Origin of the sequence: Algoriphagus faecimaris, assembly GCF_900101705.1 — a bacterium.
Classification (GTDB): Bacteria; Bacteroidota; Bacteroidia; order Cytophagales; family Cyclobacteriaceae; genus Algoriphagus; species Algoriphagus faecimaris.
Genome location: NZ_FNAC01000036.1, coordinates 1 through 16,930, shown reverse-complemented (window position 1 = coordinate 16,930; position 16,930 = coordinate 1). Strand labels below are relative to the sequence as shown.

Sequence of the window (16,930 nt, the reverse complement as noted above, 5' to 3'; positions counted from 1 at the left end):
TTCCTATATCTTTCTCTTTACTGACCAATACATTTTCCTTTTTAGGAAAAAGGCATCGAGGCTTATTGTCGTTTTTCCACTTTATTTCATTGGGAAAATAAATCCATGCCTTCGGACAAAAATAAGTGTCGTTCGACCCAGTTCAGGCCTTTCTCTCTTTGATTGTCTTTATTTTTAACTAGGTACTTGTAGAATGGTATTTATCCCAATTAGAGATTCTTATTTATACTCTCAGCTTAGAGTATGGTGGAACTAAGAGGCTGGTTTTTTTTAAAAATTTGTCTTGGTGTATTGAAGATCTAATGGATTTCTTTTCTAGCGTGTAAGCCTCAAATAAAGCATTCGATAAAATTTCAAGTCTCCATTAAATCAACTAATATGAATCAATCAATAAAAAATAAATTTTCTGGATGGCAGAAATTTCCTTTTTCATTTGAAAAAAAGATACCCTTATACCTCATGGTATACAGCTTGTCCTTCCTTTTATTGTTTTTGACCCTATCGCCATCGTTAGCTCAAAGAACCACATTATATGGACTTACTTCCCAGGGAGGGAAAGATGGTACAGGTGCAATTATTGAATACGATATCAATAAGCAAGCACTGATTGATCCTGCTCCTACAGGATTCACCAATGCTTCACCAGGAAGACCGGACTATAATAATTTAACAGAAGTCAATGGCAAATTATATGGATTGACTTATAGCGGAGGTGCTTTTTTCAGTGGTGTATTGTTTGAATTTAACCCTATAAACGGGGTTTATACAAAAAAGCATGACTTTGCAAGTTCAAGTTTTCCAAATGGGGGACTGATAGAATTCAATGGGAAATTGTACGGAACAACCTCAGGTGGTGAAACCAATGGAGGTGTCATTTTTGAGTTTGATCCAGTGACAGTTTTGTACTCAGAAAAGTATGAATTTGATTTAGATGGATCCACTCCTTCAGGTGGTTTGGTAAACTTAAACGGCATACTTTTCGGATTGACGTTTTCAGGTGGATCCCAAAACGCGGGATCTATTTTTTCATTCGATCCATTGACAGCGACCTATTCAATATTACATGATTTTGATGGAGTAAATGGCAGTTTTCCTTGGGGCAGTTTGACAGTCCTTAACAATGTGCTTTATGGGACTACTACTAGTGGTGGAACTACAGATAATGGTGTTTTATTTTCTTTCGGCGAAAATGAGTTCACGAAAGTACTTGAGTTTACAAAATTACTCGATTTTTCTGAAGGAAAGGATAGCAATTCTCAGGATGATGGTGGATTAACAGTTTTGGGCGGCAATCTTTATGGGACAAGACCTAAAGGGGGTAGTTCTGACAATGGATTTATTTTTGAGTATAATCCAAATAGTAAAACGTTTTTCACCTTTGATGTATTCGATGGAGCAAATGGAAGCGCTCCTTTTGGTGCTTTGACCCTTTTTAACGGCAAGCTTTACGGGGTGACAGTAAATGGCGGGACAGGCGATGTCGGTGTTCTCTTTGAGTTCGAACCCACGACTAATTCATACATCAAAAAGAGGGATTTCGAAAAGGAAAGCGGGAGTCTTCCGTTAGGCAGTTTGACAGAGTTTAATAGTAGACTATACGGTATGACCACTTCGGGAGGAAAAGGTGATTCTGGAGTTATTTTTGAGTTTAACCCTATTACTGATGCTTATGGTATCCGAGTTGATTTCAACAAAACCAATGGTAGCTTTCCTTCTGGCAGTTTGACCTTGTTTAATGGTGTGTTTTACGGCATGGCTGCAATAGGTGGAAAGGGTGAAGTTGGAGTTATTTTTTCTTTTGATCCGGCAAGCCAAAATTATACGCCCCTTGTCGAGTTTGATGGAAGCAATGGTGCCAAACCATCAGGAGACTTGACTCTCTATAATGATAAGTTCTATGGGATGACGCCCAATGGAGGGGCAAATGATCAAGGATTGATTTTCATGTACGATCCGATTAATTCCTCATTTGTAAGAATGGCAAATTTTGATCAATCAAGCGCCAGTGGTGGGTCTCCATTTGGAAGTTTGACGGTACTCAATGGTAAATTTTATGGGCTTTCAAAAGCGGGTGGAAGGAATAATAAAGGGGTTGTATTTGAGTTTGACCCTGTCTCAGGTTCGTTTACAAATGGAGCTTCTTTTGAAGGGCTCAACGGGGAGGGACCACTTGGAAGTCTAGTTGAATTTGAAGGTATCCTTTACGGAATGACCACTTCAGGTGGTGCTAATTTTGGAGGAGTGATTTTTGAGTATAATCCTAGTTCGGCAACAATTGTAAAAAAGTTTGATTTTGAATCCGCCAATGGGATGACTCCTTTTGGTAGTCTGACTGTATTGGACAATAAACTTTATGGGTTGACTTCTGGTGGGGGAGCAGGAAATGGTGTTTTGTTTGAATTTAACCCAAATACGGATACTTTCAGCAGAAAACATAGCTTTAGTTTGGCGAGTGGTGGATCTCCTTACGGCACCTTATCAGCTTACGGCGGTAAATTATGGGGTATGACCACTGTAGGAGGTTCCGAAGATTATGGAGTTGTATTTGAATATGATCCTGCCAATAATTCCTACCTCAAGACTGCGGATTTTAATTTGACAAATGGGGGATTCCCCCTATATGGTCAGTTGACCTTATTTGATGCTACTCCTGCTGAATTGAGTTTATCAGCGACCAAAGTAGATGAGACTTGCCCGGGCCGAAACGGCAGTATTGACCTGACCATAGCCGGAGCTACAGGAACCCCTGTGATCTCTTGGACTGGTCCGGATACTTTTACTGCTGACTTAGAAGATTTGAATAACCTGGCCGCAGGCATATATAAAGTTGAAGTGACGGATAATCTAGGTGCAAAAGGAAGCCTAGAGGTAGAAATTCTTTTGACACCTGATACTGAAGCACCAACTGCCGTAAGCTTAGGCGAAGTTGTAGATGTAGAAGTGAATTTGGCCGCGATACCAAATGCCACCAATTCACCTCTTGGTTTATTCAATATATCAGCACAAACATTTGAGGCAGCATCGACTGGTTTTATGTCCCGGATTGATGTGGAAATTGCCCGCACAATTGAGGCGGGCACGATTACTTTAAACCTCTACAACGGTTCCGATCCCAATAATCCGGGGATGCTGCTGGGTACTGCTTCTTTTGCGAACGTAGATGCTACTGATGCATTCGTCCCCTTTATCTTTGATAGTCCAATTACTGTTACGGCAGGGAGTTCTTATCTAATGACCCTAACCACCACGGGGAACCATAGAATACAAACAGCTGTAGTGCTTGGTGGTGATCCCTATTCTGGCGGTACTTTCTATTCATACAGTATAAATACCAATACTCTTATAAGCTCACAGATTAATGACTTGATTTTTAAAACCTACGTGCTGAAGGCCGGTGCCACTACCCGACTTTTGGCCTTGGATGCCACCGGAAATTTATTAATGAACGCGGATGATTTTGATGGCGGAAGTAGTGATAACTGTGGTATCGCAGACCGCTCCATTAGCCCAACATCATTCAGTTGCAATGATCTGGGTAGCCCTAAGCTAGTTACTTTAACGGTATCGGATGCAGCAGGCAATCAGTCATCTGCTTCTATTAATGTTACCGTTATCGATCCTTTTGGTGTTTGCAACCAACCCCCGGTAGCCGTAGCTAAACCGCTAGTTTTATCCGCCAGTGAAAACTGCCAGGCAGTTGCAGTAGCCACTGACTTTGATGGAGGTTCTACCGACCCTGAGGGTGATGTGCTTTCCTTTAGTATAGCGCCATTAGGGCCTTACGACCTGGGCGTAACCAATGTGATCTTAACAGTTACCAATAGCAAAGGGGCATCCAGCACCGCCACTACTACTGTTACCGTAAAAGATGATACTGCTCCTGTTCCTCCGTCTGCACCTGAAGACTTGACTCTGCAATGCGCAAGTGAGGTTCCGCCACCGATGGATTTAACAGCATCTGACAATTGTTCAGGTTCGATTACTGCAAGCCCGACTATCATCTATTATTCAGATGAATTTCCTTTAGGTTCCTCTGATTTAGATTTGCTCAATCTTAATGATATCTTTCGTGGTAGCTTTGAAGAAGTGCGTACGTGGACCTTTTTCGATGCCGCTGGTAACAGCTCTTCTGTAAGTCAGACTATTATCGTGAAAGATATCACTCCTCCTGTTGCTCCACCTGTTCCGGCTGATGTAACCGTGGAATGTGAGGGTGATGTACCTGCTCCGGTTGATTTGACTTTTACCGATAATTGTGAAGATGGTACAACACGTATATCTCCTATCATTACTAAAACATATGATGCCAATGGAGTTGACTTCACTGAAGTTCGCACTTGGACCTTTACCGATCCATCAGGAAATACCACCTCAGTAAGCCAGAACATTAGGGTTGAGGATACTACGCCTCCTGTGTTGGTTCTTCAGGACGTAACAGTAATCATCGATCCTGATGGAACGGCAAATGGCAATGCCTTAAATAATGGAGCGATTGTTCAACTTAGTGATAATTGTGGGATTAATAGGGTAGGTGGCACTGGATCAAGTACTTATACTTGTGGTGATCTAGGCTCTTTTACTGTTACAGTAACTGCTTTTGACGATGCAGGGAATCAAACCTCAGGAGACTATATATTGACAGTAACCGATCCAAATAATGTGTGTAATGAGGCTCCAGTCGCAGTTGCGCAATCTCTCACGATCTCTGCCGATGCAAATTGTCAGGGTACCGCTACCGCTGCTGATTTTGATGGAGGGTCGACAGATGCTAATGGTGATGAGTTATCCTTCTCAGTGAGTCCAGCTGGTCCTTATCCATTGGGCGTGACCAACGTCAGCTTGACTGTTGATGATGGTAATGGCGGTTCTAGTACAGCTTCTACTACCATTACAGTGGTAGACAATACTGCACCGATAGTTACTGTCCCAGATGATATTACTGTGAGCAATGATGCTGGCCAGTGTGGTGCCACAGTTACCTATACTGTAGGTATTAGCGATGATTGTGACCCATCAATAAGCTATACCGCTAGCCATTCTTCTGGATCATTTTTCCCATTAGGAACCACTACCGTAACTGTAGATGCCACAGATGCGGCTGGCAATAAAGCTATCCAAAAGAGCTTTACTGTAACCGTGATAGATGCAGAAGCTCCAGTAATTACCGCCATTCCGGCTTCAAGAACTCAAAATAATGATCCAGGCCAGTGTGGTATCATAATAGACTTTAGTGCATTTGTTTCTGATAATTGCCCGGGTACTACCATCAGCTATAGTCAGGAACCAAACACCCTCTTCCCGATAGGAACTACCATCGTGACGGTGGATGCGGTGGATGCAGCGGGTAATAAAGCAAAGCAAGAAAGCTTCACCATAACCGTGGTTGATGCAGAAGCACCGGTGATCAAAGTGATTAACCCGACACCATCAGCAGTACTTGGTTTAACAAATACGGTCACATTGCAGGCTACTGATATTTTTGCCGCAACGGATAACTGTAGTGATGTGGTATTTAGCCCAACAGTTTTCACCTTTGATTGCGACAATATAGGAGACAATAATGTTTCTGTATCAGTGACAGATGCTGCTGGAAATACAGCCAATGCCAATGCCACGGTGACTATCAACGATAATGCAGCGCTGAGCATAGATGCTTCTGATTCAGGCACTCCTGTTCCGATAGGAAGTGATGCCGTTCTGAAAGCAATTGTATCACCCGCCACTGGCGGACTTGAAGTAACATTCTCACTTGACGGTGTCGAAAAAGGAATAGCAATCACTGATGGATCAGGTGTGGCAACGTTAACTCTTGACGCTACTGGTTTAGGTAGTATACCAGTTGTCTACAAAGTATCGGCAACAATACAGGAATGTTCGGGGCTTATTGAATCTGTGGCCTACCTGCCAATATATGATCCGAATGGAAACTTTGTTACCGGTGGTGGTTGGATCATGTCACCAGAAAGGGCTTACAAAGCAGATGAAAGCCTAGCAGGTAAAGCCAACTTTGGATTTGTATCCAAATACAAGAAAGGGTCTAACCGTGTGGATGGTAACACTGAGTTTGAATTCCATGCCGGAGGTTTATATTTCAAATCCACGCTGCATGAATCGGGTTCCTTGGTGATTTCGGGTAGGAAGGCTACTTACAGAGGTGAAGGGACTGTTAATGATATCCCTGGGTACAAATTCACGCTGGTTGCTCTAGATGGTAATTGGAATGGTGGAACAGATCCAGATCAGTTCCGAATTAAAATCTGGGGCCCAACAGGCATAGTCTATGACAATGGATTGGGTGCGGATGACAACTCAGATGCATCAACTGTCCTAGGGGGTGGGGCTATTACTATCCATACGCCTAAGGGTAAAGGCAATAAGCGGGAGATTACCGATCCAACAGCTGAGGTAATGAACAATTTATCCGAAGAAATTGGGCTTAAATTTTCTCAAGAGCTCAAGCCTGGTGAATTCCTCCTCTATCCAAACCCTGCTCATGAAGAGACTTCGGTAATGGTAGATTTGGATCAAGAAGCCACGGTAGCCATTCGAATCTTCGATGCAACGGGAAGATTGGTGCTTGAAAATGAAGAGCTCCGAAATGGCAGCTTCATTCAGACCTTCGATTTGGATGGCTTGGCATCGGGACTCTACACAGTTCAAGTCAAAACAGGAGTGATTGTGATGACTAAGCGATTGATTAAAAAGTAAAATTTGAATCTAGTCTTATCAAAAATCCCACTTCTATTGAGGTGGGATTTTTTTGTTCTTATTTTTCAAGTCACTGAAATGTATTTACAAACCGCTTTAATGCTTTAAATTTTAATTCCTTTTCTATCTCATTCATCTACTTATTTTTGCTAAAAATAAATTCATGGAAGCCCAGGAAATCGAGCGCCTCAAAACAGTATTATCCTATAATCTGCTGGACACCCCAGCTGAGGAGGAAATGGATCGCTTGGCTGAATTGATCTCAATCGTATGTGAGGTACCGATCGCTATTATTTCCTTGATAGATGGCAAAAGGCAATGGTACAAAGCCAAAGTAGGAGTGGAAAATCAGGAAGTACCGATAGAAGACTCTTTTTGCCAGTTCACTCTATTGGATGATGCGTACCTGGAAATTCAAGATGTTCAACAGGACCTCAGGGTCAAAGACAAAGCAGCTGCTCAAGGTCCGGATGGATTGAAATTTTACGCGGGCTTACCCCTTAAAGCTCCCAATGGCCAGAACATCGGTACAGTTTGCGTAGCCAGTACCCAAAAACACATCCTTTCAGAAAAGCAGCAGAAATCTTTCAAACTTTTAGCCCAGCAAGCCATGGCCTTGATGGAGGCCAAAAAAATGAATCAAAAACTTGGCTTGGAGTTAGAAACTATTGTTGACAAACAAAGCAAAGTACTTTTCGAACGCCTGGATCAAAAAGAAAGTGAAATCAATGCCTTACTTCAGGCGATTAGCCTATCTAGTGGATTAGTTCAGTTTTCTCCGGATGGTTTTATTCTTGAAGCTAATGAAATTTTTGCCGAATATTTGGGTTATAATTCTCAATCGCTTGAGGGAGAACATCATTCCAATCTTTTGTTTGAGGAGGACTTGCTGAAAAATAAAGAGTTTTGGGAAAGCCTAAGTAATGGTCAATTCAAATCCGGACAGATGAAGAGGTTGCATAAATCGGGGAAGGAAGTTTGGTTGATGGCTACTTACAATCCGGTTTTGGATGAAAATGGAAAGGTTCAAAGGGTGATCAAAATAGCGCAAGAAATCACCAAATCGATCGAAAGCAGGAAACAGCTGCAGCAGGCTAAAGAACAAGCCGATCAATTGAATAGTCAAAAAGACCAGTTTATTGCCAATGTCAGTCACGAAATCCGAACTCCCATTCATGCTGTGTTGGGCTTTACTCAGTTGCTGCTGGAAGTTGAAAAGGATGCGGTAAAATTGGAGCAGCTGAATGCAGTAAAATCTGCCGGAGACAATTTACTTTTTGTGATCAATGATATTTTGGACCTTTCTAAAATTGAATCGGGTCTTTTTCAAATCGAATCTCTGGATTTCAATCTGCATGAATCCATTCAGGAACTAAGCTCGTTTTTACAATTGAAGGCATTTCAGAAAAATCTGGATTTTAGTATTGAAATTGCCGATGAGGTACCCATTTGGGTCAAAGGAGATAAAAATCGGCTTTCTCAGGTGCTCATCAATTTGATCGGAAATGCTATTAAATTCACAGAATCCGGTTTTGTCAAGCTTAAAGTGGAACTGTTTTACCAAACTGAAGCGGATTCTGACATTCGTTTTCGGATTATTGATTCAGGGATAGGGATTCCCTTGGATAAATTAGCGGTGATTTTTGACCGATTTTCACAAAGTGATGAGAAGATTTCCCGGAAATTTGGTGGAACAGGCTTGGGACTGAATATCAGTAAAAGTCTCGTGGAGAAGATGGACGGCACCATCGAGGTAAGTAGCAGGGAAGGAATAGGCACTGAGTTTTTGTTTACTATTCCTTTTCCTAAATCCAATGGAGTTATTTATCTCAAAAATGATCCCATTACCTTCCAAAAAGTAGAGAAACCAATCAAAATACTTCTCTGCGAGGACAATGAACTCAATCAAGTCTTGGTCCAAACTCTATTGAAGTCGACCCAATTTGAATTGGAAATAGCTCCTTCCGGTGTCGAGGGTGTATCGCTTTTTAAGGAAAAGCCATTTGATTTGGTACTGATGGATATTCAAATGCCGCTGATGGATGGTTATCAGACTACCCAAGTCCTGCGAGAGGAAATCAAAACGAAGGTACCTATCATTGCACTTTCTGCCAATTATCTGATCAAGGAAAAGCAAAAATGCCTAGATATTGGAATGAATGATTACCTAGGTAAGCCTTTTAAAAAAGAAGAACTTTTCGAAAAGCTTTACCTTTGGACTGAATATCATAAGCGACCTTCAGAAAGTCATCAAATAAGCACAACCAAAAAGTTGGAAGTTCCGGTAGATCTCAATATTTTAAAGGAATTTTCCGGTGGAATTGAGCAATTTGAGCAAGAAATGATTCAAATGTTTATCATCCAAATCCAGAACTGGGAACCTGAAATCGCAGAACTGATAAATCAAGAAGATTTTAAAAAAATCAAAGCAAGTTGCCATAGAATTAAATCCTCCTTTGGTGTGATAGGAGCGGATGATAGCAGTCTGATTTTAATGGAATACCTGGCCGAAGAAGAAGACCTGGAAGGAATAGCAGCTGAATATCAAATAATTACCCAATACCTGAGCAAGGTGAAACCTTTCTTGGAAAGTAAATTAATAAGTAAATGAAGAGAATTTTAATAGTTGAGGATGATGAGATTTTATTGAAATCCTTGACTTTCTACTTGACTATGAACCAATTTGAGGTTTTGTCTCATAACAATGGAGCTGATGCTCTTGAGATCTTGGATGAAAATATCGAAAGTATTAATTTGATTATCACCGATTTAAACTTGCCTTTTGCAGGAGGTCAACAGATTATCCAAACCGTAAGAAAAGAGAAAAAGTCCGATATTCCGGTGATCGTTTTGACTGCTTCAGGTATAGAGGCCACCGAATTGGAGGTTTTAGATTTGGGTGCTGATGAGTTTATTTCCAAGCCCTTTAGTCCAGCCATTTTGTTGAAAAGAATCCAAAAGCTGATCGCCTAATTAGTCCATCACCTATCCTTAATATACAATATCGCATTGTCGGAGTTTATAAACCAAACCATTTCCGGAGGATTAGACTGGGCATCGAGCCTTGATTTAATAGAAATCTTGCTGCTCGTGATCCTGTTTTTTTTGCTGGGCTCCCTTTATTTCTTTTTCGCTACTCTATTTAAAAGAATATTTAAAATACGGGAAGAGAAGAAGAAAAAAGCTTATCAGGAAGAAATTGATCAAATTTTGTTTAGAATCCTTTTTGGAAAAGAAGATGGCGAAGAAACCAATTTTAGTCTTGCCGGAAAATCCAAACTTTACCAAAAGGTAATGATTAAGTCTCTTATTGGCCTCCATCAGAATTTTAGCGGGGCCTCAGTTGAGAAGCTTGAGAACTTTTATGTACAATCTGGCTTGGTAAACTATTCACTCAAAAAGCTTCAGGCTAGATCATGGGTGCTCAAAGTAGAAGGTATGCGTGACCTATCTTCCCTTAATTATCAAGCGGCATACGATAAGATTAAAGCGATAAAATTTGATCGGAACGATATGGTTCAGCAGGAAAAGCTTATAGCAAAAATTCGATTGAAGGGATTGAAAGAGCTTTGGGCATTTCGGGAGAGCAGCGTGTATTTCAATGATTGGACGCAGAGCAATATCCTTTTCGCTATTAAGCGGTTTAAGGTTCCACCGGTTGATAATTTACCCGAACTTCTCCAATCAAAAAATGAATCAGTGGCGCTTTTGGGAATCCGGCTGATCCACTACTATCATGATATTAAGCAACTTGAAGTTCTGGAATACTTTAGGGGAAAAACTCAGCGTAAAAAGCTTATCAATGAAATAGACTTCTTGTTGCACAAAAAAAGATTCTCTAAGGTATGACAGGATTTGAAGGTTTGGACTATGGGATCTGGGTATTCAATTACTTCATCCTTTTTTTTGCCTTTTTGGTGATGATTTCTTATTTGATTTTGGCAATTATCAGTGCCAGGGGGTTGATCCAATACCTGAAAAGAAACCGCTTTGTAAACTACAAAGCATTGCTTGCTTTGGAAAACGTGCCAAGGGTGAGTTTGATCGCTCCGGCTTATAATGAGGGTCGCACTATAGTAGAAAATGTGAAGTCTTTGCTCGCGATCAATTACAATAATTTTGATGTGATCGTGGTCAATGATGGAAGTAAGGATAATTCTATGGAGGTGCTCATTTCAAGTTTCCAAATGGTTCGGACTGAGATGACTTATGTGCCTTTCATTCCTACCAAAGATGTCCAGGGAATCTATATGTCGACCAACCCGGCGTTTTCAAAGCTGATAGTCGTGGACAAAGAAAACGGAGGGAAGGCTGATGCACTCAATACCGGGATAAATATTTCCCAAAACCCGTATTTGGTCTGCATCGATGTGGACTGCATCATGGATAAAGATGTCCTGCTCAAGCTGGCTAAGCCGTACATGGAGGCATCTGATTCCCGGGTGATTGCTACCGGAGGAGTAGTTCGGATTGCTAACTCCTGCACCATCAAGGCCGGAAAACTGATCGACGTCAAAGCACCAGATAATTTTATCGCGCGGGTTCAGGTGATCGAGTATTTGAGGGCATTTATATTGGGAAGGATGGCTTGGAGCAAACTCGATGGTTTACTGATTATCAGTGGAGCATTTGGGATGTTTGATCGGGAAATCGCCATGCAATGCGGGGGCTACAGCACTGCCACAGTAGGGGAAGATATGGAGCTCATCGTACGGATGCGCCGCTTTATGATCGATCAGGGACTTCCTTACAAAGTTCAATATATACCTGATCCGCTTTGCTGGACAGAAGCTCCGGAGAGCTATAAAATCCTTGGCAAACAGCGGAGCCGATGGATGCGTGGTACCATAGAGACACTTTGGACTCATCGAAAAATGATGTTTAACCCCAAGTATAAAATCTTGGGAATGTTGAGTTTTCCCTATTGGTTTTTCTTCGAATATTTGGCTCCTTTGGTCGAATTTACCGGATTGATAATTACCTTAATTTTGATCTATTTGGGTATTGTCAATTGGCAGTACTTTTTGATTTTTTTAGGATTGGTTTATGTTTTTGCGGTGTTCTTTTCCATGATTGCGCTTTTTTCGGAAGAATCCACCTTCAAGCGCTATCATCGGGTTAGTGACTTGCTTAAATTAGGTTTTGTGGCTCTGTTAGAACCCTTGTTCTTTCATCCATTTACCGTTTATGCCTCACTGAAAGGGAACTGGGAAAAGCTCAGAGGAAATAAAGGCTGGGGAGAAATGACTCGAAAAGGATTTGAGAAAAAAGCAGCTTAGTTTAAACCAGGATCACACCCAATCAAGTGGGCTCGCTTTGCCGAAGTGAGTGTCCTCACTCACTTCTACCCTTAACTCTCTTTTTTCCTATTCCTGAAACACAAAAAGGGGTGAGTTCACAGAATTGATCCGTGGACCCATTTGGATTTTGTATTTCAAGGTTCAGTCCCAGCGGGACGACTGATATTCTTGCCAGCCGTTTTAACGGCTGGAAATATTGGCTGAAACCCAGTTTTAGGAGTCCCGTAGGGACGGTGCATTTTTAAATTTGGGTGATTGAAGACAAGACAAGAAAAATTCCTGCATTCGTGGCTTATTTTTTAGCCACGAATGCAGGAATTTGATTTTTTGAATCGAATTATAGGGTTAGGTTTTAAGCCTCAGCGAGGCGTTTTGATGATAGCCTCAGATGGAGGAGGGTGGAAACATAGCTTCGGAGAAGCGATTTGATTGGATTTTACCAATATGAATTAATTCGGTTTAAAAGGAAACAAATCTAGGCGATCGCTTTCTTCACGCTCAAAACCGAGAAAAAATTCAGACATTTCCCGTCAATCCCACGTTTCCCCCTTTTTCTTTTCTCCAATTCCCATATCTTTAAGAGTCAGTTTTAAACTGCCCACTTGAGTGATTGACACACTTGCCTCTGTGAGTGTCACCACTCAAAGAAACTTGTAATAAAACTTCCTTTTTTCAATGGCTTTTTTCCAAAACTCAGTTCTTAAAAAATACCTTGCCACACAAGATCAAGCGCTTGTCAAGGAGGCGTATGCTGCTTATCAGAACTATTTTCACCATCCTGCCCGACAGCAAAATATCCGGGCCGCCAAAGAAGAACAATTTCAGGAAGGTTTTCTCCGAGAGCTCTTTGTCAATATTCTGGGCTATACCATCAATCCTAATCCGGATTATGACCTCACCACAGAGCTGAAGAATATCAAGGATGCGAAAAAGACCGATGGCGCGATTTTGAAAGACAGGCAGGCTTTGGCAGTCATTGAACTGAAGGGGACGGATACGAAGGACTTGGAAAAAATCCGTGATCAAGCCTTCAATTATAAAAACAATCAGCCTGAATGCGTTTATGTCATTACCAGTAATTTCGAGAAGTTACGATTCTACATAGACAATGCAGTGGATTTCCTAGAATTCAATATTCTTGCAATGCAGCTGGAGGAATTCAAGGTGTTCTGGCTGCTGCTTCATAAGGAAAACCTGCTTTCGGGCATTCCCAAAAAGATCAAAGAACAATCTTTACTGGTAGAAGAGCAGATCACCAAACAACTCTATGCGGATTATTCGGCCTTCAAGCAGGAGCTTTGGCTGGATATGGTCAAGTTGAATGCTGACACGGATGAACTTGAACTCTACCAAAAAAGTCAAAAGCTCTTGGATCGGTTTCTATTTATCTTTTTTGCAGAGGACAAGGGTTTGCTTCCGCCTAATTCCATTATGGAAATAGTCACGCATTGGAACAAACTTAGCGATCTTGACGAATACAGACCTTTATACCAGATTTTCAAAAAGTATTTTGGGTACTTGAATACAGGAAGAGTTCAGCCGGGCAAGGCAGAAATTCACGCCTACAATGGCGGGCTTTTCGCTCCCGATCCGATTTTAGATGGATTGGAGATTTCGGATCAGGTACTTGAAAAGCACGTTCGCAAGCTGACCGAATATGATTTTGAATCCGAGGTAGATACCAATATCCTAGGACATATTTTCGAGCATTCACTCAATGATATCGAAAATGTCCGTGCCCAACTTGCGGGTGAAGTCGTGGACCGTTCCAAGACCAAGCGCAAGCGGGATGGGGTTTTTTATACCCCAAAATACATCACCAAATACATCGTAGACAATACCCTTGGGAAGCTCTGCACGGAGAAAAAAGCCGAACTTGGCATCATCGACGAGGATTTTGCAGAGGGGAGAAGAGGCCGGCAGAAGAAAACGATTCAACGGCTCAAAGAAAAACTGGATACCTATCGTGCCTGGCTGCTACAGCTGACGATTTGTGATCCTGCCTGTGGATCAGGCGCTTTTCTAAATCAAGTCTTGGAGTTTTTGATGGCAGAGCATCGCTATGTGGATGAACTGGAATCCCAACTCTTCGATTCACCCTTGATCCTTCCCAATGTAGAAAACCACATTCTGGAAAACAACATCTTCGGCGTGGACATCAACGAGGAATCCGTACAGATCGCCCGACTTTCCCTATGGCTCCGGACCGCCAAAAAAGGCCGCAAACTCAGTAGTCTCAATTCCAATATCAAAGTAGGCAACTCCCTGATCGATGATCCCGAAGTAGCAGGAGACTTGGCCTTCAACTGGTCAGCACAGTTCCCAAAAGTCTTTGCCAAAGGAGGCTTTGATGTGGTGGTGGGAAATCCGCCTTATGTTCAATCTCATTCATTAGATGAACAGAGTAAAGAGTTTATCTACAAGAATTACAAAACAGCAGAATATCAAATTAATACTTATGCTGTTTTTATGGAAAGAATTTTAAAAATACTTAACGATAATTGTTATTACAGTGTAATCATTCCCAATTACTGGCTTTCTACTAAATATGATTCAAGATTGCGGAATCAAATATTTTTGGAGAATAAATGTTTAGAGATTCTTAATTTATTTAGCGTATTCGAAGATGCAACAGTAGACACAGTTATTTTAACAGGAGAGAAAACAATTCTTTCAGTATTTCCTAAATCAACAGTAGTTATTTCTATTGATAAAGATTTAAAATCAATCTCGGAAAGATTGAGTGATTTAGCTGAAAAGAAATGGGCGGTCATTAAAGATGTGGAGTTTGTTAATTTAGATTCTGATACAAATCTTTCATTTGAAAATGTGCTAATGTTAAATGGACAGTTTAAAGTTTCTGATTTTTTAAAAGGATATAAGGGAATGCAGCCTTATGAGAAAGGAAAAGGAACCCCACCTCAGACAAGGGAAATGATGAATAATAAAGTTTATCATTCTAATGTTAAGATTGATGATTCGTATCTTCCCCTTATTGGTGCTGGAAATGTTCAGAGATTTTTAATTAAGCCCCATAAGGAATATATTAAATACGGGCCTAATTTAGCGGCCCCTAGAAATCCTGATATTTTTATAAATCCGCGATTATTGGTGAATAGAATTTTATCAAAAGAAAAAGTTGATATTACCTATGCTGAAAATCCAATAGTCAATAATACAGATGTATTTAACTTTGTCCCTATCCAAGGCAAAGAAGAGTTTTTGAAACCAATTCTTGCGATCATAGCCAGTAAAATTTGTTCAAACTACTTCAGGACTTCTAATGTGAATTTGTCAAGGGCAGCTTTTCCTAAATTAAATGTAAATAATATCTTGAGTTTCGTTATTCCTGCAATTTCGGAAGATGTTCGATTAAAATTAAGTCAGTTGATTGATCAATCTTTAGAAAAAACGAGGGAGAAATTTGAAATGGAAACTATTTTTTCAAAATTGTTAATAGCCAAATTTCAAATTGAAAAGCTGTCAACCAAACTCCAAAACTGGCCATCCTTAGATTTCAAGGGATTCTTGGGAGAGTTAAAGAAAGCCAAGGTACAGTTAAGTCTAGGAGAAGAAGCCGAGTGGATGGCCTATTTTAACGAACAAAAATCCAAAGCCCAAGCCCTCCAATCCGAGATCGACCGCATCGACCAAGAGATTGACCACCTGGTTTATGAATTGTATGGATTGACAGAGGAGGAGATTAGAATAGTGGAAGGACGCTAGGAAATATCGAAAATGAAAATTTAAAATCCTATTAAATATGGCTATTTATAAAACTCCTTATTTAAAATTTCAATTTTCAAGTAAAAATATAGATCCTAATTTATATGAATATTTGAAATCTGTTAGTAAAGAAAATCTAATGAAATCTATTGATGATTTTAGAAAAAAAGAACTATTAGAATTTAAAGCAGGGTTTCGATTTGAAAAAATTTGTCTTATTCTGGGTAGGTTGTTTTTTCTAATTTCAATAATATCTATTGTTTTAATAGTAAATTATGAAAATATTCCAGAAAATATAGGGGTGATTGGTGCGTTGTTAATTTTTCCATCACTCTTTCTTTTATCTTTATCATTTTCATATGCTTTATCATTGAGGGAATTAAAAAAATCACTTAAAAAAAGAAAGATTAATTTAATTAAAGCACAAAAAATAGCCATACATTCAAAAAATTTTAATGAATTTATAAATAAGATAACTTTAAGATAAAATGGAAAAACAATTATTAATTATACTTGGAATTTCTTGGTTTGCAGACTTCTATTTCTATGGTATGCAAAGGTATGTACAATTGATTTCTAGAGAAGTAGAGATACCTTTTAAGCTAGGGAAATTGGTAATGCTTCCAACTTTTTATGGTGTGACATATTTGCTTGATATAATAAAGTATGGACTTGCAATTTATCTTTCGATTTATTATCAATGGGATATGGTTCTATATATTGTTACTCCAATATTTATTATCACCATTTTCATGCCTATTCCATATCGAAAATTATATCAAAAAGTAATTAAGAAAACTCTTTCTGATAAGACTTTGATTTTTCCTGAACATATAAAAACAATTATTAAGATACAGATAGAAAGTAGGCTATTAAGTTAATTTGTTGGTACTGGCCCCCATCTCGGCGTCTATTATCTTTCAAGGTTAAGGTTCCCCTCTAGGTGTAGAAAATATAGTTTGTGCTTAGCGTAGTTTGCATCTACACTTTTATATTTTTTGGAATCCCATTTCCCACAAGTTCAACCGCCTTCGGGGTTGTTCCCCACCAAGGTTTGTGGATCGATCAAACCCCCGGTTCCACCGGGGGCTATTCAAAGGTTCGATCCTTACAGGATCGTTTTAATTCCATAATGTGTTTCAAATAATGACCCTGGCAGGGGTCAAACCTTGAATAGCCGCGGGTGAAACCCGTGG

At 40.2% G+C, this 16,930-nt stretch carries 8 protein-coding genes; all 8 read left to right on the top strand.

All coding sequences use genetic code 11. The features are described 5' to 3' along the window. Positions 1–459: 459 nt before the first annotated feature. The 8 genes from BLQ57_RS16055 (at position 460) to BLQ57_RS16020 (ending at position 16,615) form a co-directional block, all read left to right on the top strand. Positions 460–6,708 carry a choice-of-anchor tandem repeat GloVer-containing protein gene (locus BLQ57_RS16055; protein WP_205635634.1) on the top strand — a complete coding sequence of 2,083 codons (6,249 nt, stop codon included), beginning with the start codon at positions 460–462 and terminating at the stop codon, positions 6,706–6,708. 163 nt (positions 6,709–6,871) lie between these two features. Next, complete coding sequence (locus tag BLQ57_RS16050) at positions 6,872–9,319, top strand: ATP-binding protein (RefSeq protein ID WP_087940577.1); 2,448 nt, start codon at positions 6,872–6,874, stop codon at positions 9,317–9,319. Further along, positions 9,316–9,681 (top strand): response regulator transcription factor, encoded by a 366-nt coding sequence (locus BLQ57_RS16045; RefSeq protein ID WP_087940576.1) that lies wholly within the window; start codon positions 9,316–9,318, stop codon positions 9,679–9,681. The genes BLQ57_RS16050 and BLQ57_RS16045 overlap by 4 nt, the downstream gene beginning before the upstream one ends. A gap of 117 nt (positions 9,682–9,798) precedes the next feature. Beyond that, positions 9,799–10,557, top strand: coding sequence for a hypothetical protein (locus BLQ57_RS16040; RefSeq protein ID WP_139162764.1), 759 nt, complete (start codon positions 9,799–9,801; stop codon positions 10,555–10,557). Then, the gene (locus BLQ57_RS16035; RefSeq protein ID WP_087940574.1) at positions 10,554–11,987 is read left to right on the top strand and encodes a glycosyltransferase family 2 protein; all 1,434 of its coding nucleotides are present in this window, start codon (positions 10,554–10,556) and stop codon (positions 11,985–11,987) included. The genes BLQ57_RS16040 and BLQ57_RS16035 overlap by 4 nt, the downstream gene beginning before the upstream one ends. 696 nt (positions 11,988–12,683) lie before the next feature. Further along, positions 12,684–15,734, top strand: coding sequence for an Eco57I restriction-modification methylase domain-containing protein (locus BLQ57_RS16030; protein ID WP_087940573.1), 3,051 nt, complete (start codon positions 12,684–12,686; stop codon positions 15,732–15,734). Positions 15,735–15,771: 37 nt separating this feature from the next. Next, positions 15,772–16,221 (top strand): hypothetical protein, encoded by a 450-nt coding sequence (locus BLQ57_RS16025; protein ID WP_087940572.1) that lies wholly within the window; start codon positions 15,772–15,774, stop codon positions 16,219–16,221. A gap of 1 nt (position 16,222) precedes the next feature. Next, a complete protein-coding gene (locus BLQ57_RS16020) occupies positions 16,223–16,615 on the top strand; it encodes a hypothetical protein (RefSeq protein WP_087940571.1) in 393 nt (130 codons plus the stop codon). Positions 16,616–16,930 lie beyond the last annotated feature (315 nt).